Here is a 17,567-nt window from a genome sequence, read left to right on the forward strand (position 1 = left end):
TGATGAAGCTTCGACCGCTTGCAGCAAAACTGCTCAGTTGGCCCTTGATCGGTCTGATCAAGCTTTATCAATACGCTATCAGCCCGCTGCTGGGGCCGCGCTGTCGATTCTGGCCCAGCTGTTCCCACTATGCGCTGGAAGCCATTCAGGTGCATGGCCCAGTCAGGGGAAGCTGGCTGGCGCTCAAGCGTTTTTCCAAGTGCCAGCCCTGGCACGAAGGCGGCATCGATCCGGTGCCGGGCGGACCCAGCGAGAAGATGTGCCGCGATGAGGATTTCCGGTAAGTCTGAGTGCTAAGCCGCTTCGCTTCTGGCTACCCGATAGATACGTTCGAGCATGGCGTGCAGCCCATTGCTGCGAGTTGGAGAGAGATGCTTATCCAGCCCCAGGTCCGCCAGGAAGCTAGGCTCGGTACTGGTGATTTCCGCCGGCGTACGCTGGTTATAGATACGCATCAACACCGCAATCAGCCCGGAAACGATGGCCGCATCGGACGTGGCATCGAAATGCAGGCGACCATTCTCCAGATGATGGTGCATCCAGACGTTGGACTGGCAGCCCTGAATCTTCAATTCGTCGATTTGCCATTCTTCCGGGAACGTTGGCAGTTGCTTGCCCATGTCGATAATGTACTGGTAGCGATCCATCCAGTTATCGAACATCTCGAATTCCTCGATCAGCTCCTGCTGCGCCTGTTGTGGCGTGGGTTCGCTTGGGGTCATGAGGTCTCCTGATCGGATACGTTATATAGCGAGGATTATAACGATTAGTCAGTCGCTTTGTCGGGTTTATCCTTACCTTTGCTAGTTTTCTCTGGAATTGCCATTCCGTAACGAGCGAACTCAATCATGATGAACCATAATGGACAAAGGTAAGCGCGGATACTCCAGAAGGGACGGGCATGATTCTGCCTATTTTTAAAATATAATCACGTAACAAAAACATGATCATTATTTAAACACTTTTTTAAAAAACAAGATTCTTACAGCGAAAATTAATAGACGGAAAAAAGAATGGCAAAAATAATTAGCGACACGAATAGCAACACGCGAGGTATTAGCCATTACATGCAGATATTAGGCCCCGGTATTTTAGGGGCTGCCGCAGCAATAGGTGGCTCGCATCTAGTGGCCTCTACTCAGGCCGGCGCCAATTTTGGTTGGCAATTAGTCGGCCTGATTCTTCTAGTCAATGTGCTTAAATACCCTTTTTTTCAGATTGGCGCACGTTACACCATGGCAGCCAACGAGACCTTGATTCAAGGTTACGATCGTATTGGCCGTGGATTCTTGTATTTATTTACTGCGCTTAATATGGTGGTGTCGGTCATAAGTGTTGCTGGGGTGGCAATGTTATGCGGTAGCATATTAGGATTATTTATTGGAGATGATCTTAGCATTACACAACTGAGCATGATAGTGCTGGCAGCCTCCCTGATATTCTTGTTGACTGGCCATTATAAAACACTCGATAGAGTGACAAAATGGATCATTGTTGGTCTAGCGGTAGCTACTATCTCTGCTGTGATCATTGCATTCAACAAGGGTGAGGCGGCTCCGCCTGATTTCATATCGCCCAGTCCATGGAATTTGGCGTCAGTTGGTTTTCTGGTCGCGCTTATGGGCTGGATGCCAGGGCCCATTGAGCTCTCTACCTGGAACAGTGTATGGCTTCGCCAGAAGAAAAAATTGAATAGCAGCCTAGACGTAAAAGATGCGCTCGTCGATTTTAACGTAGGCTATGCTACCTCTACCATACTAGCACTTTGTTTTGTTGCGTTGGGCGCTCTTGTATTGCATGGCAGCGGCACTAGCTTTTCAACATCGGGTATCGGCTTTGCCAATCAGTTGGTCGATGTTTACGCCACTGTGATAGGTGAGTGGAGTCGTTGGCTGATTGCGCTGATTGCGTTTCTATGTATGTTTTCTACTACGGTCACAGTGCTCGATGGCTATAGCCGATCATTGAGTGAATGTTTTGTGCAATTTAGTCAAGCACAAGGCAGTGGTCCTACTGGCAACGGTAGCAAATATACTTACGCGCTGATGATTGTCATGGGCATTGCTGGCGCGATTATTATCATGTTTTTCAAGGGTGCGCTGTTAGCCATGCTTGAACTGGCGATGATATCCGCGTTTATCGGTGCCATGGTCTTCGCCTGGTTGAACTACCGCGTAATGAAGTTGCCGCAAGTGCCCGAACAGTATCGCTTAGGACGCGCCTTGAACGTTTTGGGTTTGGCGGGAATTTTGTTCATTGTCTGCTTCAATTTGTTATTTGTTTATTGGTATTTATTTGTGAACTGAATGATCCACTCAGAAGGGTGAACTGGACCCCGAAATTTGGACAGGTGCCTAAGCTCTGATTCATCATCTCCCTCAGGAGGAGAATCATGAGCAAGAAACGCCAACAGTACAGCGCTTCATTCAAGTCCAAGGTTGCCCTGGCCGCTCTCAAGGGTGACCAGACCACTTCCGAGATCGCCGCCCGTTTCCAGATCCATCCGACCATGGTCAGCACCTGGAAACGCGAGCTGCTGGAAAATGCCCCTGACCTCTTCGAAGGCAAGAAGAAGGCTGGCAAGCCGTCCAACGAGCCCAACACCGATGAACTCTATCGCGAGATCGGCCGGTTGACGGTGGAACGCGATTTTTTATCGCGCAAGCTCGATCAGTAAGTCGTCGACGCCGGTTGGCGATGATCGAGCGCGACCACCCTGATATCAGCATGACGCGCCAATGTGAATTGCTCAAATTGAGCCGCTCATCGGTGTACTACCGTCCTCGGCAACAGCGTCAGAAGGATTTGAATCTCATGTATCTACTTGATCAGCAACATCTGGAAACGCCGTATTACGGGTCTCGCAAAATGCGGGCGTTCCTGCAGCGCCAGGGCTATCAGGTAAACCGCAAGCGAGTCCAGCGACTGATGCGCACCATGGGCCTGCAGGCGGTATACCCGCGTCCGAGAACCAGCATTCCCGGCGAGGGGCACAAGGTTTATCCCTACCTGCTCAAAGGGCGCCGGATCGACCGGCCCAACCAGGTGTGGGCCGCCGATATCACGTATGCGCCGCTGGCCCGGGGCTTCATGTACCTGGTGGCCATCATGGACTGGCACACTCGCAAGGTGCTGTCCTGGCGCGTCTCGAACACCCTGGACGCTGACTTCTGCGTTGATGCTCTGGAGGAGGCCCTGCAACGTCATGGAGCGCCGGAAATCTTCAACACGGATCAGGGTGTCCAGTTCACCAGTGAAGCCTTCACCGATGTTCTCAAGCATCATGGCATCCGGATCAGCATGGACGGCAAGGGCTGCTACCATGACAATATCTTCGTGGAACGCCTCTGGCGCAGTGTCAAACATGAGTGCATCTACCTCACCGCCTTCGAGGATGGGCGACACTTGAGACAGGCGCTTAACCGGTACTTCCGGCACTACAATCAGGAGCGGTTCCATCAGAGCCATGATTATCAAACACCCGACGAGGTGTATTACCAGCCATCCGTGACCCTGGCAGCTTGAGCCGGGTAAACAAAGAGGTCAGAGCTTAGTAACACCTTCAAGCTGTCCAGCTGATGGGGTCCACCTCAGGGATTGGACTCATGTTGGTCCCTTGGAGTGCGACGTGGTGAAAACACTGCCAGTTCATGACTACTTGATTGCTGATGCCATTCCTCGGCTTCCGCGTGCAGGTATCGAGCGGTGGTATCCAGCCGCGAATGGCGGGCATTTCTTGTCAGGTAACGTAGTTCGACGCCATTCTGTGCCTGATGCGTGATCGCCGTATGCCGCAGCCAGTGCGGCGACGCTCGGCGTAGCATGACGGCTAGAGCCACGCCCTCTTCTCCTTGTTCATTTTCAAGCGCATCGGCGGCCTGCCGAAAGGTCTCCTTGATCAGCCGATAAAGCTGATTGACCCCTAGCCCATCAAGACCATTTTGACGTCGCAGCAAGGCACTCTGCTCTTCTATTGAGGGAAATTCCGACAAGTTTAGAAAATGTCGCCATTCTATTAGCAATTCAAGCATGCTTGGCGGTACCGGGATTCGAGCCAGCCTGTCGCCCTTGCCGACGGTCTGCCACCACCAGCGCCCTTCGCGTTGCAGGAAATCCCCCATCCGAGCCGCCGCCATTTCGCTGATGCGCGGCGCGAGCAGGTAGGCAAAGCCGAATATCAAGCGCCGGCGATGCCATTGATAGCGCGCTTTCTCTGTCGCCTCCGCATTCAAGGGTCGGTTGATCCAGGCCCATAGCCATTCCCATAGCGGCCGTTCCAGGTAACGCTCGATACCCGGTTGGCGGTTATCCAGGCGGCGGCGCTTGTCCCGCATCAGTCGAAACGGATTGTGCTCCACCCAACCCGCTTCCACTAGCCAGGCGTACATGCCCTGCAGGATGATCAGACTCTGACGGCGACTCGCCGGTGACAGAGGCCGGCGAAAGGGCCGCCACTGCGGGTGTTCGCGTGGCCGCGGCGGTCCTATCCAACGGGCGGCAGGCTGCGGATCGCCAAGAAATGTCTCGAAACGCATCAGGTGCTCACGACGCACCTGCTTCAAGGTGAGCCCTTGCTCTCCCAGCCACAGCAGCAGGCGCTCAGCTTCCTTGCGGTAGGTTCGCCAAGTCTGTGGGCTGGCGCGATATTCATTGAGCCACTGGGTGACTGCCTGAGCATCGTTCGCAGCAGCAATTCGCAGCGTTGAAACGTCCGGCGCTTTAACCAGCAGTGCTTCCTGGAAAGCGATGGCATTCGGTGATGGTAGCGGCATGGCAACTAATATTGGTTGAAAAAGAGACTTCATCGGTTGAAAAAGAAACTTCAGCTATCTGATTCAGGCTAACACGGAACGGTTGGTAGCATCTGAATGCCGAACGAACTGGCTCAGGAGCCCCCAACGAGGCTCGGATAGACAAGCGCGCCGTCTTTTCCGGGGCGAGCCGCCTCGGTCATCTTCGCCGGCTGGATACGGTCAGCGTTCATCAGGTGATGGACCTGCTCGCCGTGGTGAAGTAGATGATCGGCGATGATGCGTCGATGACAACGCCACCACAGCGCTTCCGCGCACATGATCGCGCAAGTCTTGCAATGGCCAAGTTCGATCAAGGCAGCAAGCCCCTGTCGAAACGCTTCCGACAAGGCGTAGTCCGCATAGTTGTGGAAACTGCGATTGCGCCAGTAGCCGTTGACATCATTTCCGATGGTTTTCGAGCGGTTGCGCAAGCCGACCAGTGCGGCGCTGTGGGTATAGCCGATACCCAGCGGCGCAAGCGAGCCTGGCAACTCATCGTGATTGAATTGCGGGTTGGTACGCGAGCGCGGCATGGCTCGAACATCGACAACGTGCTCCACCTCCCCCGCTCGCAGCAAGGTAACGAACTCATCGATAGTGCGGGTCGAATGGCCCACCGTGTAAAAAGCATGCTTCACGACTGAAACCTCATTTCATCGATGGCGATCACGAGTCGCTTACCATTGAATCATCCACCTGACTGGTTTTGCGACAACAGAAGAGTGTCTGAAGCAGCAAGCATGGCACAACCCACGATAATGCTATAAAAATTCAAGATAATGTGGGTAATCATGAATTATCAAATTAGAATGTAATATTTATTACGTTTACGTATTACGTAATATAGTATCAGCCATGACCCTACGATAGAATGGCGCCAAATTTAGGGCTGTCGAGTCGGAGGATAAAAATATGGCACGCAGCGGGGTTCAATATGAGGATGTGCATCGCGTCATTCACCAGTTGCTGCAGCAAGGGGAAGCCCCGGCGGTACAAAAGATTCGCGAGGTGCTGGGAACCGGCAGTTTCACCACCATCAGCGAACACCTGCGTCAGTGGAAAATCGAGCGGGCGGAGAATCGCGATCAGGCGCCGATTCAGGCCTTGCCGGATACTCTGCAGCGCCTGACCCACGAGCTCTGGCAGCAGGCGCAGGCCTTGGCGCATCAAGGCCTGCTGCATTATCGGGAAGAAGCGGATCGTCAGGTGATCGACGCTCAAAAGGAAGCAAGCGACGCCCTGCGACAGGCGGAAGATGCCCGGCAGCGAGAGAGCGCCACGGCCAATCACCTCACTCATCTACAGACCGCTCTGGAAGAGAAAAGCACGGCCCTCACCCGGGCCGAGATGAAACGGGAAACTCAGAGCGCCGAGCTGGAGGACACGGGGCAAAAGCTCAAGCAGTTGGAAGACCTGATAGCGCAGCTCGACAAGCAAAACCAGGCTCAGGCAAGGGAACATCAACAGGCTCTGAAAGACCAGGCCACCCGGTTCGAGACGCGACTGGCGCAGGAAGAGCAGCGTCACGAGGCCGCGGAGGCGCGGCTGATGAGCCTGCTGGATAGCCTACGCCAGGAACGTCAGGCGCTGGAAAAGCAGCATGCCAAGGGTCTGGCGCAGTGGGAGCGCCGGCTGAAAACTCTGGAGGCAACGCTGGCAGAGCAGCGCAAAGCCCTTGAGGACGCCAAGCAGACGCAGCGCGAGGCGGAGGAATCCCTGGCGCGCTATCACGAAAGAGAGACTCGGCAGGAACGGGAAAGCCAGCGTCTGCGAGAAATCCTGGCGAGCAGGGAATCCGAACTGGCGCAGACGAGGCAGCGCTGGGAAGACGCGCAACAGCGGCTGGCTCGGGTTTCGCTACCGCCTTTTACCTATTGAAATTACTGAGTGCCTACTCTACTTGTTCCACCACGCTGTTGGCTCGCGGTGTCAAGGGCGCGGGAAGTTCGTCTTCTTCCAGGGTTTCCTTCTCCAGCAGTATCTCGGCCAGACGTTCCAGTTCGGCGCGCCGGCGCTCCAGAATATTACGTGCGGTAGCATAGGCCTCGTCGATCAACTGCTTGACGGCAATATCGATTTCCCGGGCGGTTTCCTCGCTGAAGCGGCGCCCGCCGCCTTCGATGGGTTGTCCCAGAAAGTTGCCGCGTTCGGTTTCGTAGGCAATCTGGCCAAGATTCTCATCCATGCCATAGCGCGTCACCATGGAGCGGGCGATATCGGTGGTTTTTACCAGATCGTCGCTTGCCCCGGTGGATATTTCGTTGAAGAACAAGGCCTCGGAGGCTCTACCACCCAGCAGGACCGCCATCTTGTGCCGCAACTCCTCGGTGGTCATCAAGAAGCGATCTTCCGTAGGCCGCTGCAGCGTATAGCCGAGGGCGCCGATACCGCGAGGAATGATGGAAACCTTGTGAACGGGATCCTGGCCCGGCAAGCTCAGAGCGACGAAAGCATGGCCCAGTTCGTGATAGGCAACGGTCTTGCGCTCCAGAGGATTAAGCAGCCGGTTCTTCTTCTCGAGACCGGCGACAATACGCTCGATGGCGTCGTTGAAATCGCTCAGCGTCACGCTATGCCGTTCATCGCGTGCAGCCATGATCGCCGCTTCATTGCACAGGTTAGCGAGATCCGCCCCGGAGAACCCCGGTGTCAGCGCCGCCACCTGAGCCAGGTCGACCTTTGAATCAAGAGCAATCTTCTTGGCATGAACCTTGAGAATGGCCAGGCGTCCGGTCTTGTCCGGCCGATCGACCAGAACCTGGCGGTCGAAGCGTCCGGCCCGCATCAGGGCGGGATCGAGCACTTCCGGTCGGTTGGTGGCGGCCAGCAATACGATACCCGAACTGGTATCGAAACCATCCAGTTCCGCCAGCAGCTGGTTGAGGGTCTGCTCCTTCTCGTCATGTCCACCGCCATAAGGCCCGGCCCCTCGGGCTCGTCCCAAGGCATCCAGTTCGTCGATAAAGATGATACAGGGTGACGACTTGCGCGCTTGTTCGAAGAGGTCACGCACTCGCGCGGCGCCCACGCCGACGAACATCTCGACGAACTCCGAACCGGAAATGGAAAAGAAAGGCACATTGGCTTCACCAGCCACCGCTCGGGCCAGCAGCGTCTTGCCGGTCCCGGGCGGCCCCACCAGCAGTATGCCCTTTGGAGAGCGCGCCCCGACTCGCCGGTATTTTTCCGGCGACGTCAAGAAGGAGACGACTTCCTGCAGTTCTTCCTTGGCCTCCTCGACCCCTGCCACGTCCTTGAAGGTAGTCTTGGTATCCTGTTCGACGTAGACCTTGGCCTTGGATTTCCCCACGGACATCAGTCCGCCCATGCCCTGCTTCTCGGCCATGCGCCGAATGAAGAACAGCCATATGCCGACGAAGATCAGAGCCGGCAGCACCCAGGACAACAGGTCGCGGAAAAAGGTGTTTGGTATGTTGCCGGCGAACTCGACGTTCTGCTCGGCCAGCTTGCTTGCCAGGTCCAGCTCGACTCGGGTGGTCTCGAAGTACTGACGCCCGCCGGCCAAGGGAGATTTGAGCTTGCCCTTGAGTTTATCCGGACCGACCATGATCTCCTCGATCTGGCCTTCCTCAAGCAGGGTCTCGAATTCGCTGTAGGGAATCGTTTCGACTTGTTTTTGCGTGGCCCACCAATTCTGAAAGGTCACTAGTGCCAGGATGGCGAAAACGAAATACCAGAGATTGATATGTGCCTTGCGATCCATGATCCGCCGCTCCCATCCTGAGATTATGACGGCGCCTTTCAACCTTGACACAAGCCAAGCCACCGCCTGAATACTCTTATCTTCTCCTGTAGAAGAGAGGAGTCAAGGATCCAGGCCAGATTCGGGGTGAGCCTTGCCGTATGGAAACCGAACGATATACGCGCTCAAGGCGTTATCAGCGATAATAGGCCTGGCTGGTATCGCTGTGATCCGTCACGTCGCGGATGCCGCCCAACTCCGGAATACGCTCCAGCAGGGTGCGTTCGACGCCGTCCTTGAGGGTCAGATCCACTGCGGCGCAGCCCTGGCAGCCGCCACCGAAGGCGAGTACGGCGACGTTTTCTTCCGTCAGTTGCACCAGACGAATCTCGCCGCCGTGGGCAGCCAGGCCGGGATTGATTTCGCTGTAGAGAATATAGTTGACGCGATCTTCCAGGGGGCTGTCCGCGTTGACCTTGGGCATCTTGGCGTTGGGCGCCTTGATGGTCAGCTGCCCGCCCATGCGGTCCGCGTTGAAATCCACTACCGCTTCTTCAAGGAACGGCTCGCTGTTTCTGTCCAGATAGACGGTGATCTTGTCGAGATCGAGCCGCGTGTCGTTGGGCTCCTCCTCCCCGGGGCGGCAATAGGCCAGACAGGTTTCCGCATAGGGGGTACCCGGCTGGGTGATGAAGATACGCACCGCAATCCCTTCCACGCCCTGCTTCTCCAGCAGTTCCGCGAGATAATCCTGGGCGCTGTCGGTAATTTGAATACTTTCGCTCATGTAAGAAACCCTGGTTCGATGCTGCGAATTTGCCCTCTATGATAGAGGAAAAGCTCGCTTCCACACAATCCCGAGTGAAATAGTCAAGTTTTATCGATGCTGGAGAATCGCGCCTTCTGATAAACTAAGCTCATTCACCTCATCGCGATCTATCAAGCCGGCGCCGCCTTCCCGTTAAGCAAAAAGGGAAACAGATCGGCAAGCGATCATCAAAAGAATTCAACGTGGAGACAGACCCTGACCATGGCTGCAAACTTGACTCCCCTTCATGCCCCCCTTGCCAAGCGCCTTGCCTCGCATATTCTACTGCTGGATGGGGGCATGGGCACCATGCTGCAGAACGCCAGGCTCTCTGAGTCGGACTTTCGCGGCGAGCGCTTCAAGGATTGGCCCTCGGATCTCAAGGGCAACAACGACCTGCTGGTGCTGACCTGCCCGGAGCTTGTGGCGCGCATTCACCGCGATTACCTGGAAGCCGGCGCGCATATCGTCGAAACCAATACCTTCAACAGCACTCGGCTCTCCCAGTCGGATTACGACATGCAGGATCTGGTGCCGGAACTCAACCGGGAGGCGGCGCGGCTGGCACGTCAGGTCTGCGACGCGGTCACCGAGGAAACCGGTGTGCCTCGCTATGTGGCCGGGGTGCTGGGGCCGACCAGCCGTACCGCGTCGCTTTCCCCGGATGTCAACGATCCCGCCAAGCGCAACGTTACCTTCGATGAACTAAGGGTCAACTATCGAGAAGCAGCGGAGGCCTTGATTGAAGGCGGCGCGGATCTGCTGATGATCGAAACCATCTTCGACACCTTGAACGCCAAGGCGGCGATCTATGCGTTAGAAGAACTGTTCGCGGATCGCGGCGAGCGTCTGCCGTTGATGATCTCCGGTACCATCACCGATGCCTCCGGCCGCACCCTGTCCGGCCAGACCACGGAAGCCTTCTGGAACTCGGTGCGCCATGCCAAACCCTTCAGCGTCGGGCTTAACTGCGCCTTGGGTGCCGCGGAACTGCGCCCCTATCTGGAAGAGCTCTCGACCAAGGCGGATACCTTCGTTTCCGCCCACCCCAACGCGGGGCTGCCCAACGAGTTCGGCGAATACGATCAGACGCCGGAAGAAATGGTGACGATCATCCAGGAATTCGCGGAAAGCGGGCTGGTCAACATCATCGGCGGCTGCTGCGGCACCACACCGGAACATATTCGCGCTATCGCCGAGGCGATCGAAGGTCTGGCGCCGCGCCAGGTGCCGGAAATCCCCAAGGCCTGCCGGCTTTCAGGCCTTGAGCCCTTCAACATCACCACGGACTCGCTGTTCGTCAATGTCGGCGAGCGTACCAACGTCACCGGCTCCGCCCGCTTCAAGCGCTTGATCAAGGAAGAGGATTACATCACCGCCCTGGAAGTGGCCCTGGAACAGGTGGAAAACGGCGCCCAGCTCATCGATATCAACATGGACGAGGGGATGCTGGAGTCCCAGGAAGCCATGGTGCGCTTCCTGAACCTGATCGGCGGCGAGCCGGATATCTGCAAGGTGCCGATCATGGTGGACTCCTCCAAGTGGGAGATCATTCAGGCAGGCCTCAAGTGCATCCAGGGCAAGGCGGTGGTCAACTCGATTTCCCTCAAGGAAGGCGAAGCGTCTTTTCGCGAACAGGCGGAGATCTGCCGGCGCTTTGGCGCGGCGATCGTCGTCATGGCCTTCGACGAGGACGGCCAGGCAGATACTTTCGCCCGCAAGACCGAGATCAGCGAGCGCGCTTATCGCCTGCTGGTGGACGAGATCGGCTTTCCCGCGGAAGACATCATTTTCGATCCCAATATCTTCGCCATCGCCACCGGCATCGAGGAGCACAACAACTACGCGGTGGATTTCATTCAGGCCACCCAGTGGATTCGCGAAAATTTGCCCCATGCCATGGTGTCCGGCGGCGTCTCCAACGTCTCCTTCTCGTTTCGCGGCAACAACCCGGTGCGGGAAGCGATCCATTCGGTATTCCTGTATCACGCCATTAAAGCCGGCCTGACCATGGGCATCGTCAACGCGGGCCAGTTGGCGGTGTATGACGATCTGCCCAATGAGCTGCGTGAAGCCGTCGAGGACGTGGTTCTCAATCGGCGCGAAGACAGTACCGAACGCCTGGTGGATCTGGCGGAACAATACAAGGGAGATGGCAGCGGCGGCCCCAAGAAGGAAGACCTCGAGTGGCGCGGCCTGGAAGTGGAAAAGCGTATCGAGCATGCGTTGGTCAAGGGTATTACCGCTCATATCATCGAGGATACGGAACAGGCTCGCCAGCGGGCCGACCGCCCCATCGAGGTAATCGAGGGGCCGCTGATGGACGGCATGAACGTGGTGGGTGATCTGTTCGGCGCCGGCAAGATGTTCCTGCCCCAAGTGGTCAAATCCGCACGGGTCATGAAGCAGGCGGTGGCCTATCTGATTCCCTATATCGAAGCGGAAAAGAGCGACGACGCCCAATCCAAGGGCAAGATCGTCATGGCCACGGTCAAGGGCGACGTTCACGATATCGGCAAGAACATCGTCGGTGTGGTGCTTCAGTGCAACAACTATGACGTGGTGGATCTCGGTGTCATGGTACCGGCAGAGAGGATTCTGCAGACCGCCAAGCAGGAAAACGCCGATATCATCGGCCTTTCCGGGCTGATTACCCCGTCTCTGGATGAAATGGTCCACGTGGCCAAGGAAATGCAGCGTCAAGAGTTCAAGCTGCCGCTGCTGATCGGCGGCGCGACGACGTCCAAGGCGCATACCGCGGTCAAGATCGATCAACGCTACGACCAGCCGGTAATCTATGTTTCCGATGCCTCTCGAGCAGTAGGCGTCGCCAGTCGCCTTTTGTCCACGACGCAGAAAGTCGACTATGTGGAGGAAATCCGTCAGGAATACGAGAAGGTTCGTGAGCGCAACGCCAAGCGTCGCCCCAAGGCGGCGGATTTAAGTTACGAGCAGGCCTGTCAGCGACGTTTTCGTACCGACTGGAACAGCGTGACGCCCAAGGCGCCGACATTTACCGGTCTCAAGGTATTCGAGGATTACGATCTCGAGGAAATCGTCGAGTTTATCGACTGGACGCCTTTCTTCATGAGCTGGCAGCTTTCCGGCAAGTACCCCAAGATTCTCGATGACAAGGTCGTCGGCGAAGCGGCCCGTAATCTGTTCGCGGACGCTCAGGCCATGCTCAGGAAACTGATCGACGAGAAGCTGATTAACGCCCGCGGCGTAATCGGCCTATGGCCCGCCAATAGTGTCGATCACGATGTGATCGAAGTCTATGCGGATGAATCCCGAGAGCAGGTAATAGAACGGCTGCATCATATTCGTCAGCAGACCACCAAGAATCGCGACGGCCTCTGTTACAGCCTGGCGGATTTCATCGCGCCCAAGGAAAGCGGCAAGCCGGACTGGATCGGCGGTTTCGCCGTCACCACCGGTCACGGCGTCGAGGAGCTGTCGAACCACTACCGGGATGCGGGAGACGACTACAACGCCATCCTGGTGCAGTCCCTGACGGATCGCATGGCGGAAGCCTTCGCCGAGCGCCTGCACGAGCGGGTGCGCAAGGAATTCTGGGGCTATGTGCCGGAAGAATGCCTGGATAACGACGCCTTGATCGCGGAGAAGTATCAGGGGATTCGCCCCGCTCCAGGCTATCCCGCCTGCCCGGATCACACGGAAAAGGCCACGCTTTTCCGACTGCTGGACGCCACCGCCAACAGCGGGCTAGAGCTCACGGAAAACTTCGCCATGTGGCCTGCGGCGGCGGTAGCCGGCTGGTATTTTGCTCACCCCGAGTCAAAATACTTCGCTACCGGCAAGATCACCAAGGATCAGGTCGAGGTACTGGCGGCGCGCAAGGACATGCCCTTCGAGGAGCTCGAACGCTGGCTGGCGCCGGTGCTTTCCTACGATCCTAGTTGAAAATAGCCCAGTGGATTACGTACCACGACGTTGATTCAAGACAGACCCAAGGAGAATGTTCTTCTTGGGTCTGCTTTTTTATAACAAAATAGAAATGAATTATGTTTTTTTATTCTTTCATAGAATAAAAGAGAGCGGTTATGGTGGGTGCCACGAATTTATATCGCTTTGCTTACCAGGATCGCTCGAATGTATCAGTACGATGCCTATGACCAGACCCTCGTCGATGAGCGAGTGGCCCAGTTCAGGGATCAGATGCGCCGTTATCTTGCCGGCGAGATCGGTGAAGCGGAATTTCTTCCCATTCGCGTGCAGAACGGCCTGTACATCCAGCGCTATGCGCCCATGCTGCGTATCGCAATCCCCTACGGCATGCTGGCCAGCTATCAACTGCGCAAGCTGGGCGATCTGGCGGAGCGTTTTGACCGCGGCTACGGCCACTTCACCACTCGCACCAACCTGCAGCTCAACTGGCCCAGGCTCGAGGACGTGCCGGACATTCTCGCGGAGCTGGCCACGGTGCAGATGCACTCGATCCAGACCAGCGGCAACGATATCCGTAATACCACCACGGACCAGTTCGCCGGCATCGCCAAGGATGAAATCGAGGATCCTCGCCCCTGGTGCGAATTGATTCGCCAGTGGTCGACCTTCCATCCGGAATTTTATTTCCTGCCGCGCAAGTTCAAGATCGCCGTTACCGGTGCCACCCATGACCGTGCCGCCATCGGCGTTCATGATATTGGTCTACGGATCTACCGCGACGTACATGACGAACTGCGCTTCCAGGTACTGGCGGGTGGCGGACTCGGCCGCACACCGATGATCGGCGACGTGCTTCACGATGCCCTGCCTTGGGAACATCTGCTGACCTATCTAGAAGCGACGATTCGGGTCTATAACCAGTTCGGCCGCCGAGACAACAAGTTCAAGGCGCGCATCAAGATCTTGGTCAAGGCGCTGGGCATCGAGGAGTTTCGCCGTCGGGTGGACGCGGAATGGGCGCACATCAAGGACGGTGCTCAGACACTGACCCAGGATGCAGTGGATCATATGAAGCGCTTTTTCATCGACCCGGCACGTCGTGAAGTTCCCGCTTCCGCCATCGATAATTTCGAGCATTATCGCCGGCAGGACCGTGCTTTCGCCCGTTTCGTGACCAACAACGTGACGGATCACAAGGTCGCCGGCTACAAGGCGGTCACCCTGTCGCTCAAGCGCCGGGAATATGCACCGGGTGACGTCACCGGCGAGCAGATGCGCCAGATCGCCGATCTGGCGGACGAGTACAGCTTCGGCGAAATCCGCGTCACTCACGAGCAGAATCTGGTGCTGTCGGACGTGGCGGTGGATCGTGTGGTGGAACTCTGGCAAAAGCTCGATGCGCTGGGCATGGCCAATCCCACGATAGGCACCTTGGCGGATCTGATCTGCTGCCCCGGTGGCGACTACTGCGCCTTGGCCAATGCCAAGTCGATTCCTATCGCTCAGGCCATTCAGGAGCGTTTCGAAAGCCTGGATTTTCTCTACGATCTGGGCCCGCTGGATCTGAATATTTCCGGTTGCATGAATGCCTGCGGCCATCACCACATCGGTCATATCGGCATTCTCGGCGTCGACAAGAAAGGCGAGGAGTATTACCAGATTTCCCTGGGTGGCAATCAGGATGACGATACCTCTCTGGGCAAGATCCTCGGTCCTTCGTTTTTCCGAGAAGACGTGCCGGAGGTGATCGACAAGGTACTCAAGGTCTACGTCGAGCAGCGTCAAGGCGAGGAGCGTTTTCTCGACACCTATCGTCGCCTGGGTATCAAACCTTTCAAGGAGCGTGTCTATGTCGCTGCATAAAGCCTCTGAAATCAATCCACGACAAATGCTGATCGCTACCGGTGGCGGTGTTGGAAGCTGGCATGTGGTCGAGACTTATCAATCCGCGCCCTGGCTTGCCAGCGATACGGCGCTTGATTCAGTGCTTTACGAATCGCTAGCAGCCCAGCCGGCGATCGCCATCGACTTTCCCGCATTCACCGACGGGCGCGGCTATACCCTGGCACGGCAGCTGCGAGAGCGTTACGGCTATCGAGGCGAGATTCGCGCCGTAGGTGACGTGCTGATCGACCAGCTCTTCTATATGCACCGCTGCGGCTTCGATGCTTTCCTGCTGCGGGAAGATCAAGTGGTGGAAGACGCCTTGAATGCTCAGCACACATTTTCGCTGAGCTATCAGATCAGTATCGACACGCCAGAGCCGCTTTTTCTGCGCCGCTTGAGAGAAGCCGCCTCACAAAAGGCATCGCTGCAAGAACGGAAAGAAGATGACTATTCAGTCCCTGAGCTAAAATACGCCGTTGCTTGATTTTTCGCCCTTACCGCAAACGAAATATCTGTCGTTGCGGCAAGGGCGTTTATATCCTTTCCGTTTGTTTTTAACCTCTTCGCTTCTGCTGTCGTTCCCGATTTGCTGCCCTGGCTCGTTCGGATTTGCGCAGCATGACCAAGGTCGCTCCCAAGCCCCCTTGCTGTGCCGGCGCCGAGGTATAAGCCTGCACTTCGTCGAATTGCATCAGCCATTTGGACACGTAGGAACGCAGTACATTGGCACGACTATCGTCTTCCCTGCCCCGACCATGCACCAACAAAAGCGAACGCAGCTCATGCTGGTACGCATCACGAATGAAGCGAAAGATCTCACGACGGCATTCATGCAAGGGCATCTTGATCAGGTGTAGCCTTGCCTCCGGCGGATAGCCGCCATGGCGCAGCTTCTCCAGAACATTGATCTGAATACCGTCACGGCGGTATTCCATAGGGTCGTGAGCGCCGATGAGCTCGACGAAATCATCCGATAGAAAGTTGGTTTCATCACCCAAGGCTTCGGCGCTTTGACGACGTGCAAGCTGCGCTTCGCTGGGAGCTTGTTGGCTCTTTTTTACATCTGCACGTTCTTGTCCTTTGGAAAGTGGCTGGACGTCATCCATCAAGTGGCGAAATTCTTGATTCAGATAGCTCACGATTATTTCCTTTCTCACCGAATCAACTAAGAAATCATCTGATAAATAATTATTCTTTTCCAATTTTTTAAAATTAGAAAAGATAACGGTATAAAAAAGCGTTTCTTGTGAGCCGCTTTTCAAGGCCTCTACAATGGATCAACCTAGGTTCTTTCAATCGATCAAGGATGTCTTGATGAGTGACCCTCTTCCTTATGTATTGGTTCTCTTTTATTCCCGATCCGGCGCGACCCGCGCTATGGCGGAACAGTTCGTGGCGGGTATCGAATCTCAATCCGGCATTAGCGCTCGACTAAGAACCGTCCCTCCCGTCTCACGTACCTGCGAGGCGGTGGATCCGGAGATTCCGGAAGAGGGCGCGATCTATGCCACCCTCGACGATCTGCGTCATTGCACGGGGCTTGCCCTGGGAAGCCCTACCCGTTTTGGCAACATGGCGGCGCCCATGAAGTATTTCATCGACTCCACCAGCGAACTATGGATGAATGGCGCCTTGATCGATAAACCCGCTACCGCCTTCACTTCCACCTCGAGCCCCCATGGCGGCCAGGAAAGCACCCTGCTTTCCATGCTATTACCGCTTTTACATCAAGGCATGGTCTACGCTGGCGTTCCCTATAGCGAAACCGAGCTGTTCGATACGGTTGGCGGCGGCACGCCCTACGGTGCCAGTCATCTCGCGGGTACCGCCAGCGATCGTCCCCTGGATGATATCGAACGCAAGCTATGCCAGGCTCAAGGACGACGGCTCGCTAGACTCGCCCTGGCCCTGGATGCCATGCGGAGGCAACGCTGATGCGAAAGCAAATGGATCGTTGGGAACAGCGGCGTGGACTGGATTCCCTGGTCAGCGGCTCCAGACGGTGGGTAATCGTCTGCTACATCGTGCTTGTACTGCTGCTCTGCTACGGTGGTTTCATGGTGCATGATGTCCAACAGGGAGGCTGGGGGCCGTTGCTGGTGCGGGTTATTCCCCTGCTGTTGTTTCTGCCCGCCATCCTGATGTGTCGTGCGCGTAGTCATGCGTGGCTGGCTTTCATCAGCCTGCTGTATTTCATGCAAGGCGTCATGATTGCCACTCTCCCCGGCCAGATGTGGTTCGGAAGCGCCATTACCCTGGCTTCCATGGGACTATTCATTGCCAGTGCCGGCTATGCGCGTTTCAAGAGCCGTCAGGAAAAATCCGTTAGTCACTAAAGCATAGGCGGCTTATCGAATTTTTCTCATTCGGAAACTGCTATGCTCCGACTGGCGTAATAACAGAAATAGCAACAGAAATAGCAACAGAAATAGCGTTGGCAAACGCCAGCCGATCCTGAATCGATATG

At 56.2% G+C, this 17,567-nt stretch carries 15 protein-coding genes; 9 read left to right on the forward strand and 6 right to left on the reverse strand.

Translation table 11 applies throughout. From position 1 onward, the window contains the following. The first annotated feature begins 2 nt into the window (after positions 1-2). Complete coding sequence (gene yidD, locus FGL86_RS13450; protein WP_246131632.1) at positions 3-284, forward strand: membrane protein insertion efficiency factor YidD; 282 nt, start codon at positions 3-5, stop codon at positions 282-284. A gap of 9 nt (positions 285-293) precedes the next feature. On the opposite strand, the gene FGL86_RS13455 is transcribed toward yidD, so the two are convergent. Next, positions 294-722, reverse strand: coding sequence for a SufE family protein (locus FGL86_RS13455; RefSeq protein WP_147185033.1), 429 nt, complete (start codon positions 720-722; stop codon positions 294-296). A 291-nt stretch (positions 723-1,013) separates the two neighbouring features. On the opposite strand from FGL86_RS13455, the gene FGL86_RS13460 reads away from it, so the two are divergent. Continuing rightward, a complete protein-coding gene (locus FGL86_RS13460) occupies positions 1,014-2,306 on the forward strand; it encodes an Nramp family divalent metal transporter (RefSeq protein WP_147185036.1) in 1,293 nt (430 codons plus the stop codon). Between the two features lie 86 nt (positions 2,307-2,392). Continuing rightward, positions 2,393-3,525, forward strand: a protein-coding gene (locus FGL86_RS13465; protein ID WP_425468288.1) for an IS3 family transposase whose coding sequence is annotated in 2 segments (ribosomal slippage) — positions 2,393-2,648 and positions 2,648-3,525 — 1,134 coding nt in all. Because the reading frame shifts where the segments join, the coding sequence is not laid out codon by codon here. 65 nt (positions 3,526-3,590) lie between these two features. Here the strand turns inward: FGL86_RS13465 and FGL86_RS13470 are convergent. Together FGL86_RS13470 and FGL86_RS13475 are read right to left on the reverse strand one after the other, a co-directional pair. Continuing rightward, positions 3,591-4,772, reverse strand: coding sequence for a tyrosine-type recombinase/integrase (locus FGL86_RS13470; protein ID WP_147185039.1), 1,182 nt, complete (start codon positions 4,770-4,772; stop codon positions 3,591-3,593). Between the two features lie 113 nt (positions 4,773-4,885). Then, entirely contained in the window at positions 4,886-5,431 is a 546-nt protein-coding gene (locus FGL86_RS13475; RefSeq protein WP_147185041.1) for a DUF488 domain-containing protein, read from the reverse strand. Positions 5,432-5,705: 274 nt separating this feature from the next. Between FGL86_RS13475 and FGL86_RS13480 the strand changes: the two genes are divergently transcribed. Continuing rightward, positions 5,706-6,671 carry a DNA-binding protein gene (locus tag FGL86_RS13480; protein ID WP_147185042.1) on the forward strand — a complete coding sequence of 322 codons (966 nt, stop codon included), beginning with the start codon at positions 5,706-5,708 and terminating at the stop codon, positions 6,669-6,671. Between the two features lie 13 nt (positions 6,672-6,684). On the opposite strand, the gene ftsH is transcribed toward FGL86_RS13480, so the two are convergent. Both ftsH and nfuA read right to left on the reverse strand, forming a co-directional pair. Continuing rightward, positions 6,685-8,517 carry an ATP-dependent zinc metalloprotease FtsH gene (gene ftsH, locus FGL86_RS13485; protein ID WP_147185044.1) on the reverse strand — a complete coding sequence of 611 codons (1,833 nt, stop codon included), beginning with the start codon at positions 8,515-8,517 and terminating at the stop codon, positions 6,685-6,687. Positions 8,518-8,692: 175 nt separating this feature from the next. Continuing rightward, complete coding sequence (nfuA, locus tag FGL86_RS13490; RefSeq protein WP_147185045.1) at positions 8,693-9,283, reverse strand: Fe-S biogenesis protein NfuA; 591 nt, start codon at positions 9,281-9,283, stop codon at positions 8,693-8,695. A gap of 243 nt (positions 9,284-9,526) precedes the next feature. Between nfuA and metH the strand changes: the two genes are divergently transcribed. From metH to FGL86_RS13505, 3 genes are all read left to right on the forward strand, one after another. After that, positions 9,527-13,228: a methionine synthase gene (gene metH / locus FGL86_RS13495; RefSeq protein ID WP_147185046.1), complete on the forward strand. Its 3,702-nt coding sequence runs from the start codon at positions 9,527-9,529 to the stop codon at positions 13,226-13,228. Positions 13,229-13,417: 189 nt separating this feature from the next. Beyond that, complete coding sequence (locus FGL86_RS13500; RefSeq protein WP_147185047.1) at positions 13,418-15,076, forward strand: nitrite/sulfite reductase; 1,659 nt, start codon at positions 13,418-13,420, stop codon at positions 15,074-15,076. Further along, positions 15,063-15,584 carry a DUF934 domain-containing protein gene (locus FGL86_RS13505; RefSeq protein WP_147185049.1) on the forward strand — a complete coding sequence of 174 codons (522 nt, stop codon included), beginning with the start codon at positions 15,063-15,065 and terminating at the stop codon, positions 15,582-15,584. The genes FGL86_RS13500 and FGL86_RS13505 overlap by 14 nt, the downstream gene beginning before the upstream one ends. Before the next feature lie 70 nt (positions 15,585-15,654). Here FGL86_RS13505 and smrA read toward each other — a convergent pair whose 3' ends face one another. Continuing rightward, complete coding sequence (gene smrA / locus FGL86_RS13510; RefSeq protein WP_246131804.1) at positions 15,655-16,206, reverse strand: DNA endonuclease SmrA; 552 nt, start codon at positions 16,204-16,206, stop codon at positions 15,655-15,657. Between the two features lie 208 nt (positions 16,207-16,414). On the opposite strand from smrA, the gene wrbA reads away from it, so the two are divergent. Beyond that, entirely contained in the window at positions 16,415-17,035 is a 621-nt protein-coding gene (gene wrbA, locus FGL86_RS13515; RefSeq protein ID WP_147185050.1) for an NAD(P)H:quinone oxidoreductase, read from the forward strand. Continuing rightward, positions 17,035-17,436: a DUF2069 domain-containing protein gene (locus FGL86_RS13520; RefSeq protein WP_147185051.1), complete on the forward strand. Its 402-nt coding sequence runs from the start codon at positions 17,035-17,037 to the stop codon at positions 17,434-17,436. Before wrbA ends, FGL86_RS13520 begins: the two co-directional genes overlap by 1 nt. Positions 17,437-17,567: the final 131 nt, after the last annotated feature.

The sequence above is a fragment of the Pistricoccus aurantiacus genome (genome assembly GCF_007954585.1).
In the GTDB taxonomy this organism is placed as follows: Bacteria; Pseudomonadota; Gammaproteobacteria; order Pseudomonadales; family Halomonadaceae; genus Pistricoccus; species Pistricoccus aurantiacus.

Excerpts from the sequence above, each read along its gene's own strand:
- yidD (WP_246131632.1), top strand. The coding sequence starts at position 3 with ATGAAGCTTCGACCGCTTGCAGCAAAACTGCTCAGTTGGCCCTTGATC.
- FGL86_RS13455 (WP_147185033.1), bottom strand. The coding sequence starts at position 722 with ATGACCCCAAGCGAACCCACGCCACAACAGGCGCAGCAGGAGCTGATC.
- FGL86_RS13460 (WP_147185036.1), top strand. The coding sequence starts at position 1,014 with ATGGCAAAAATAATTAGCGACACGAATAGCAACACGCGAGGTATTAGC.
- FGL86_RS13470 (WP_147185039.1), bottom strand. The coding sequence starts at position 4,772 with ATGCCGCTACCATCACCGAATGCCATCGCTTTCCAGGAAGCACTGCTG.
- FGL86_RS13480 (WP_147185042.1), top strand. The coding sequence starts at position 5,706 with ATGGCACGCAGCGGGGTTCAATATGAGGATGTGCATCGCGTCATTCAC.
- ftsH (WP_147185044.1), bottom strand. The coding sequence starts at position 8,517 with ATGGATCGCAAGGCACATATCAATCTCTGGTATTTCGTTTTCGCCATC.
- nfuA (WP_147185045.1), bottom strand. The coding sequence starts at position 9,283 with ATGAGCGAAAGTATTCAAATTACCGACAGCGCCCAGGATTATCTCGCG.
- metH (WP_147185046.1), top strand. The coding sequence starts at position 9,527 with ATGGCTGCAAACTTGACTCCCCTTCATGCCCCCCTTGCCAAGCGCCTT.
- FGL86_RS13500 (WP_147185047.1), top strand. The coding sequence starts at position 13,418 with ATGTATCAGTACGATGCCTATGACCAGACCCTCGTCGATGAGCGAGTG.
- FGL86_RS13505 (WP_147185049.1), top strand. The coding sequence starts at position 15,063 with ATGTCGCTGCATAAAGCCTCTGAAATCAATCCACGACAAATGCTGATC.
- smrA (WP_246131804.1), bottom strand. The coding sequence starts at position 16,206 with ATGGATGACGTCCAGCCACTTTCCAAAGGACAAGAACGTGCAGATGTA.
- wrbA (WP_147185050.1), top strand. The coding sequence starts at position 16,415 with ATGAGTGACCCTCTTCCTTATGTATTGGTTCTCTTTTATTCCCGATCC.
- FGL86_RS13520 (WP_147185051.1), top strand. The coding sequence starts at position 17,035 with ATGCGAAAGCAAATGGATCGTTGGGAACAGCGGCGTGGACTGGATTCC.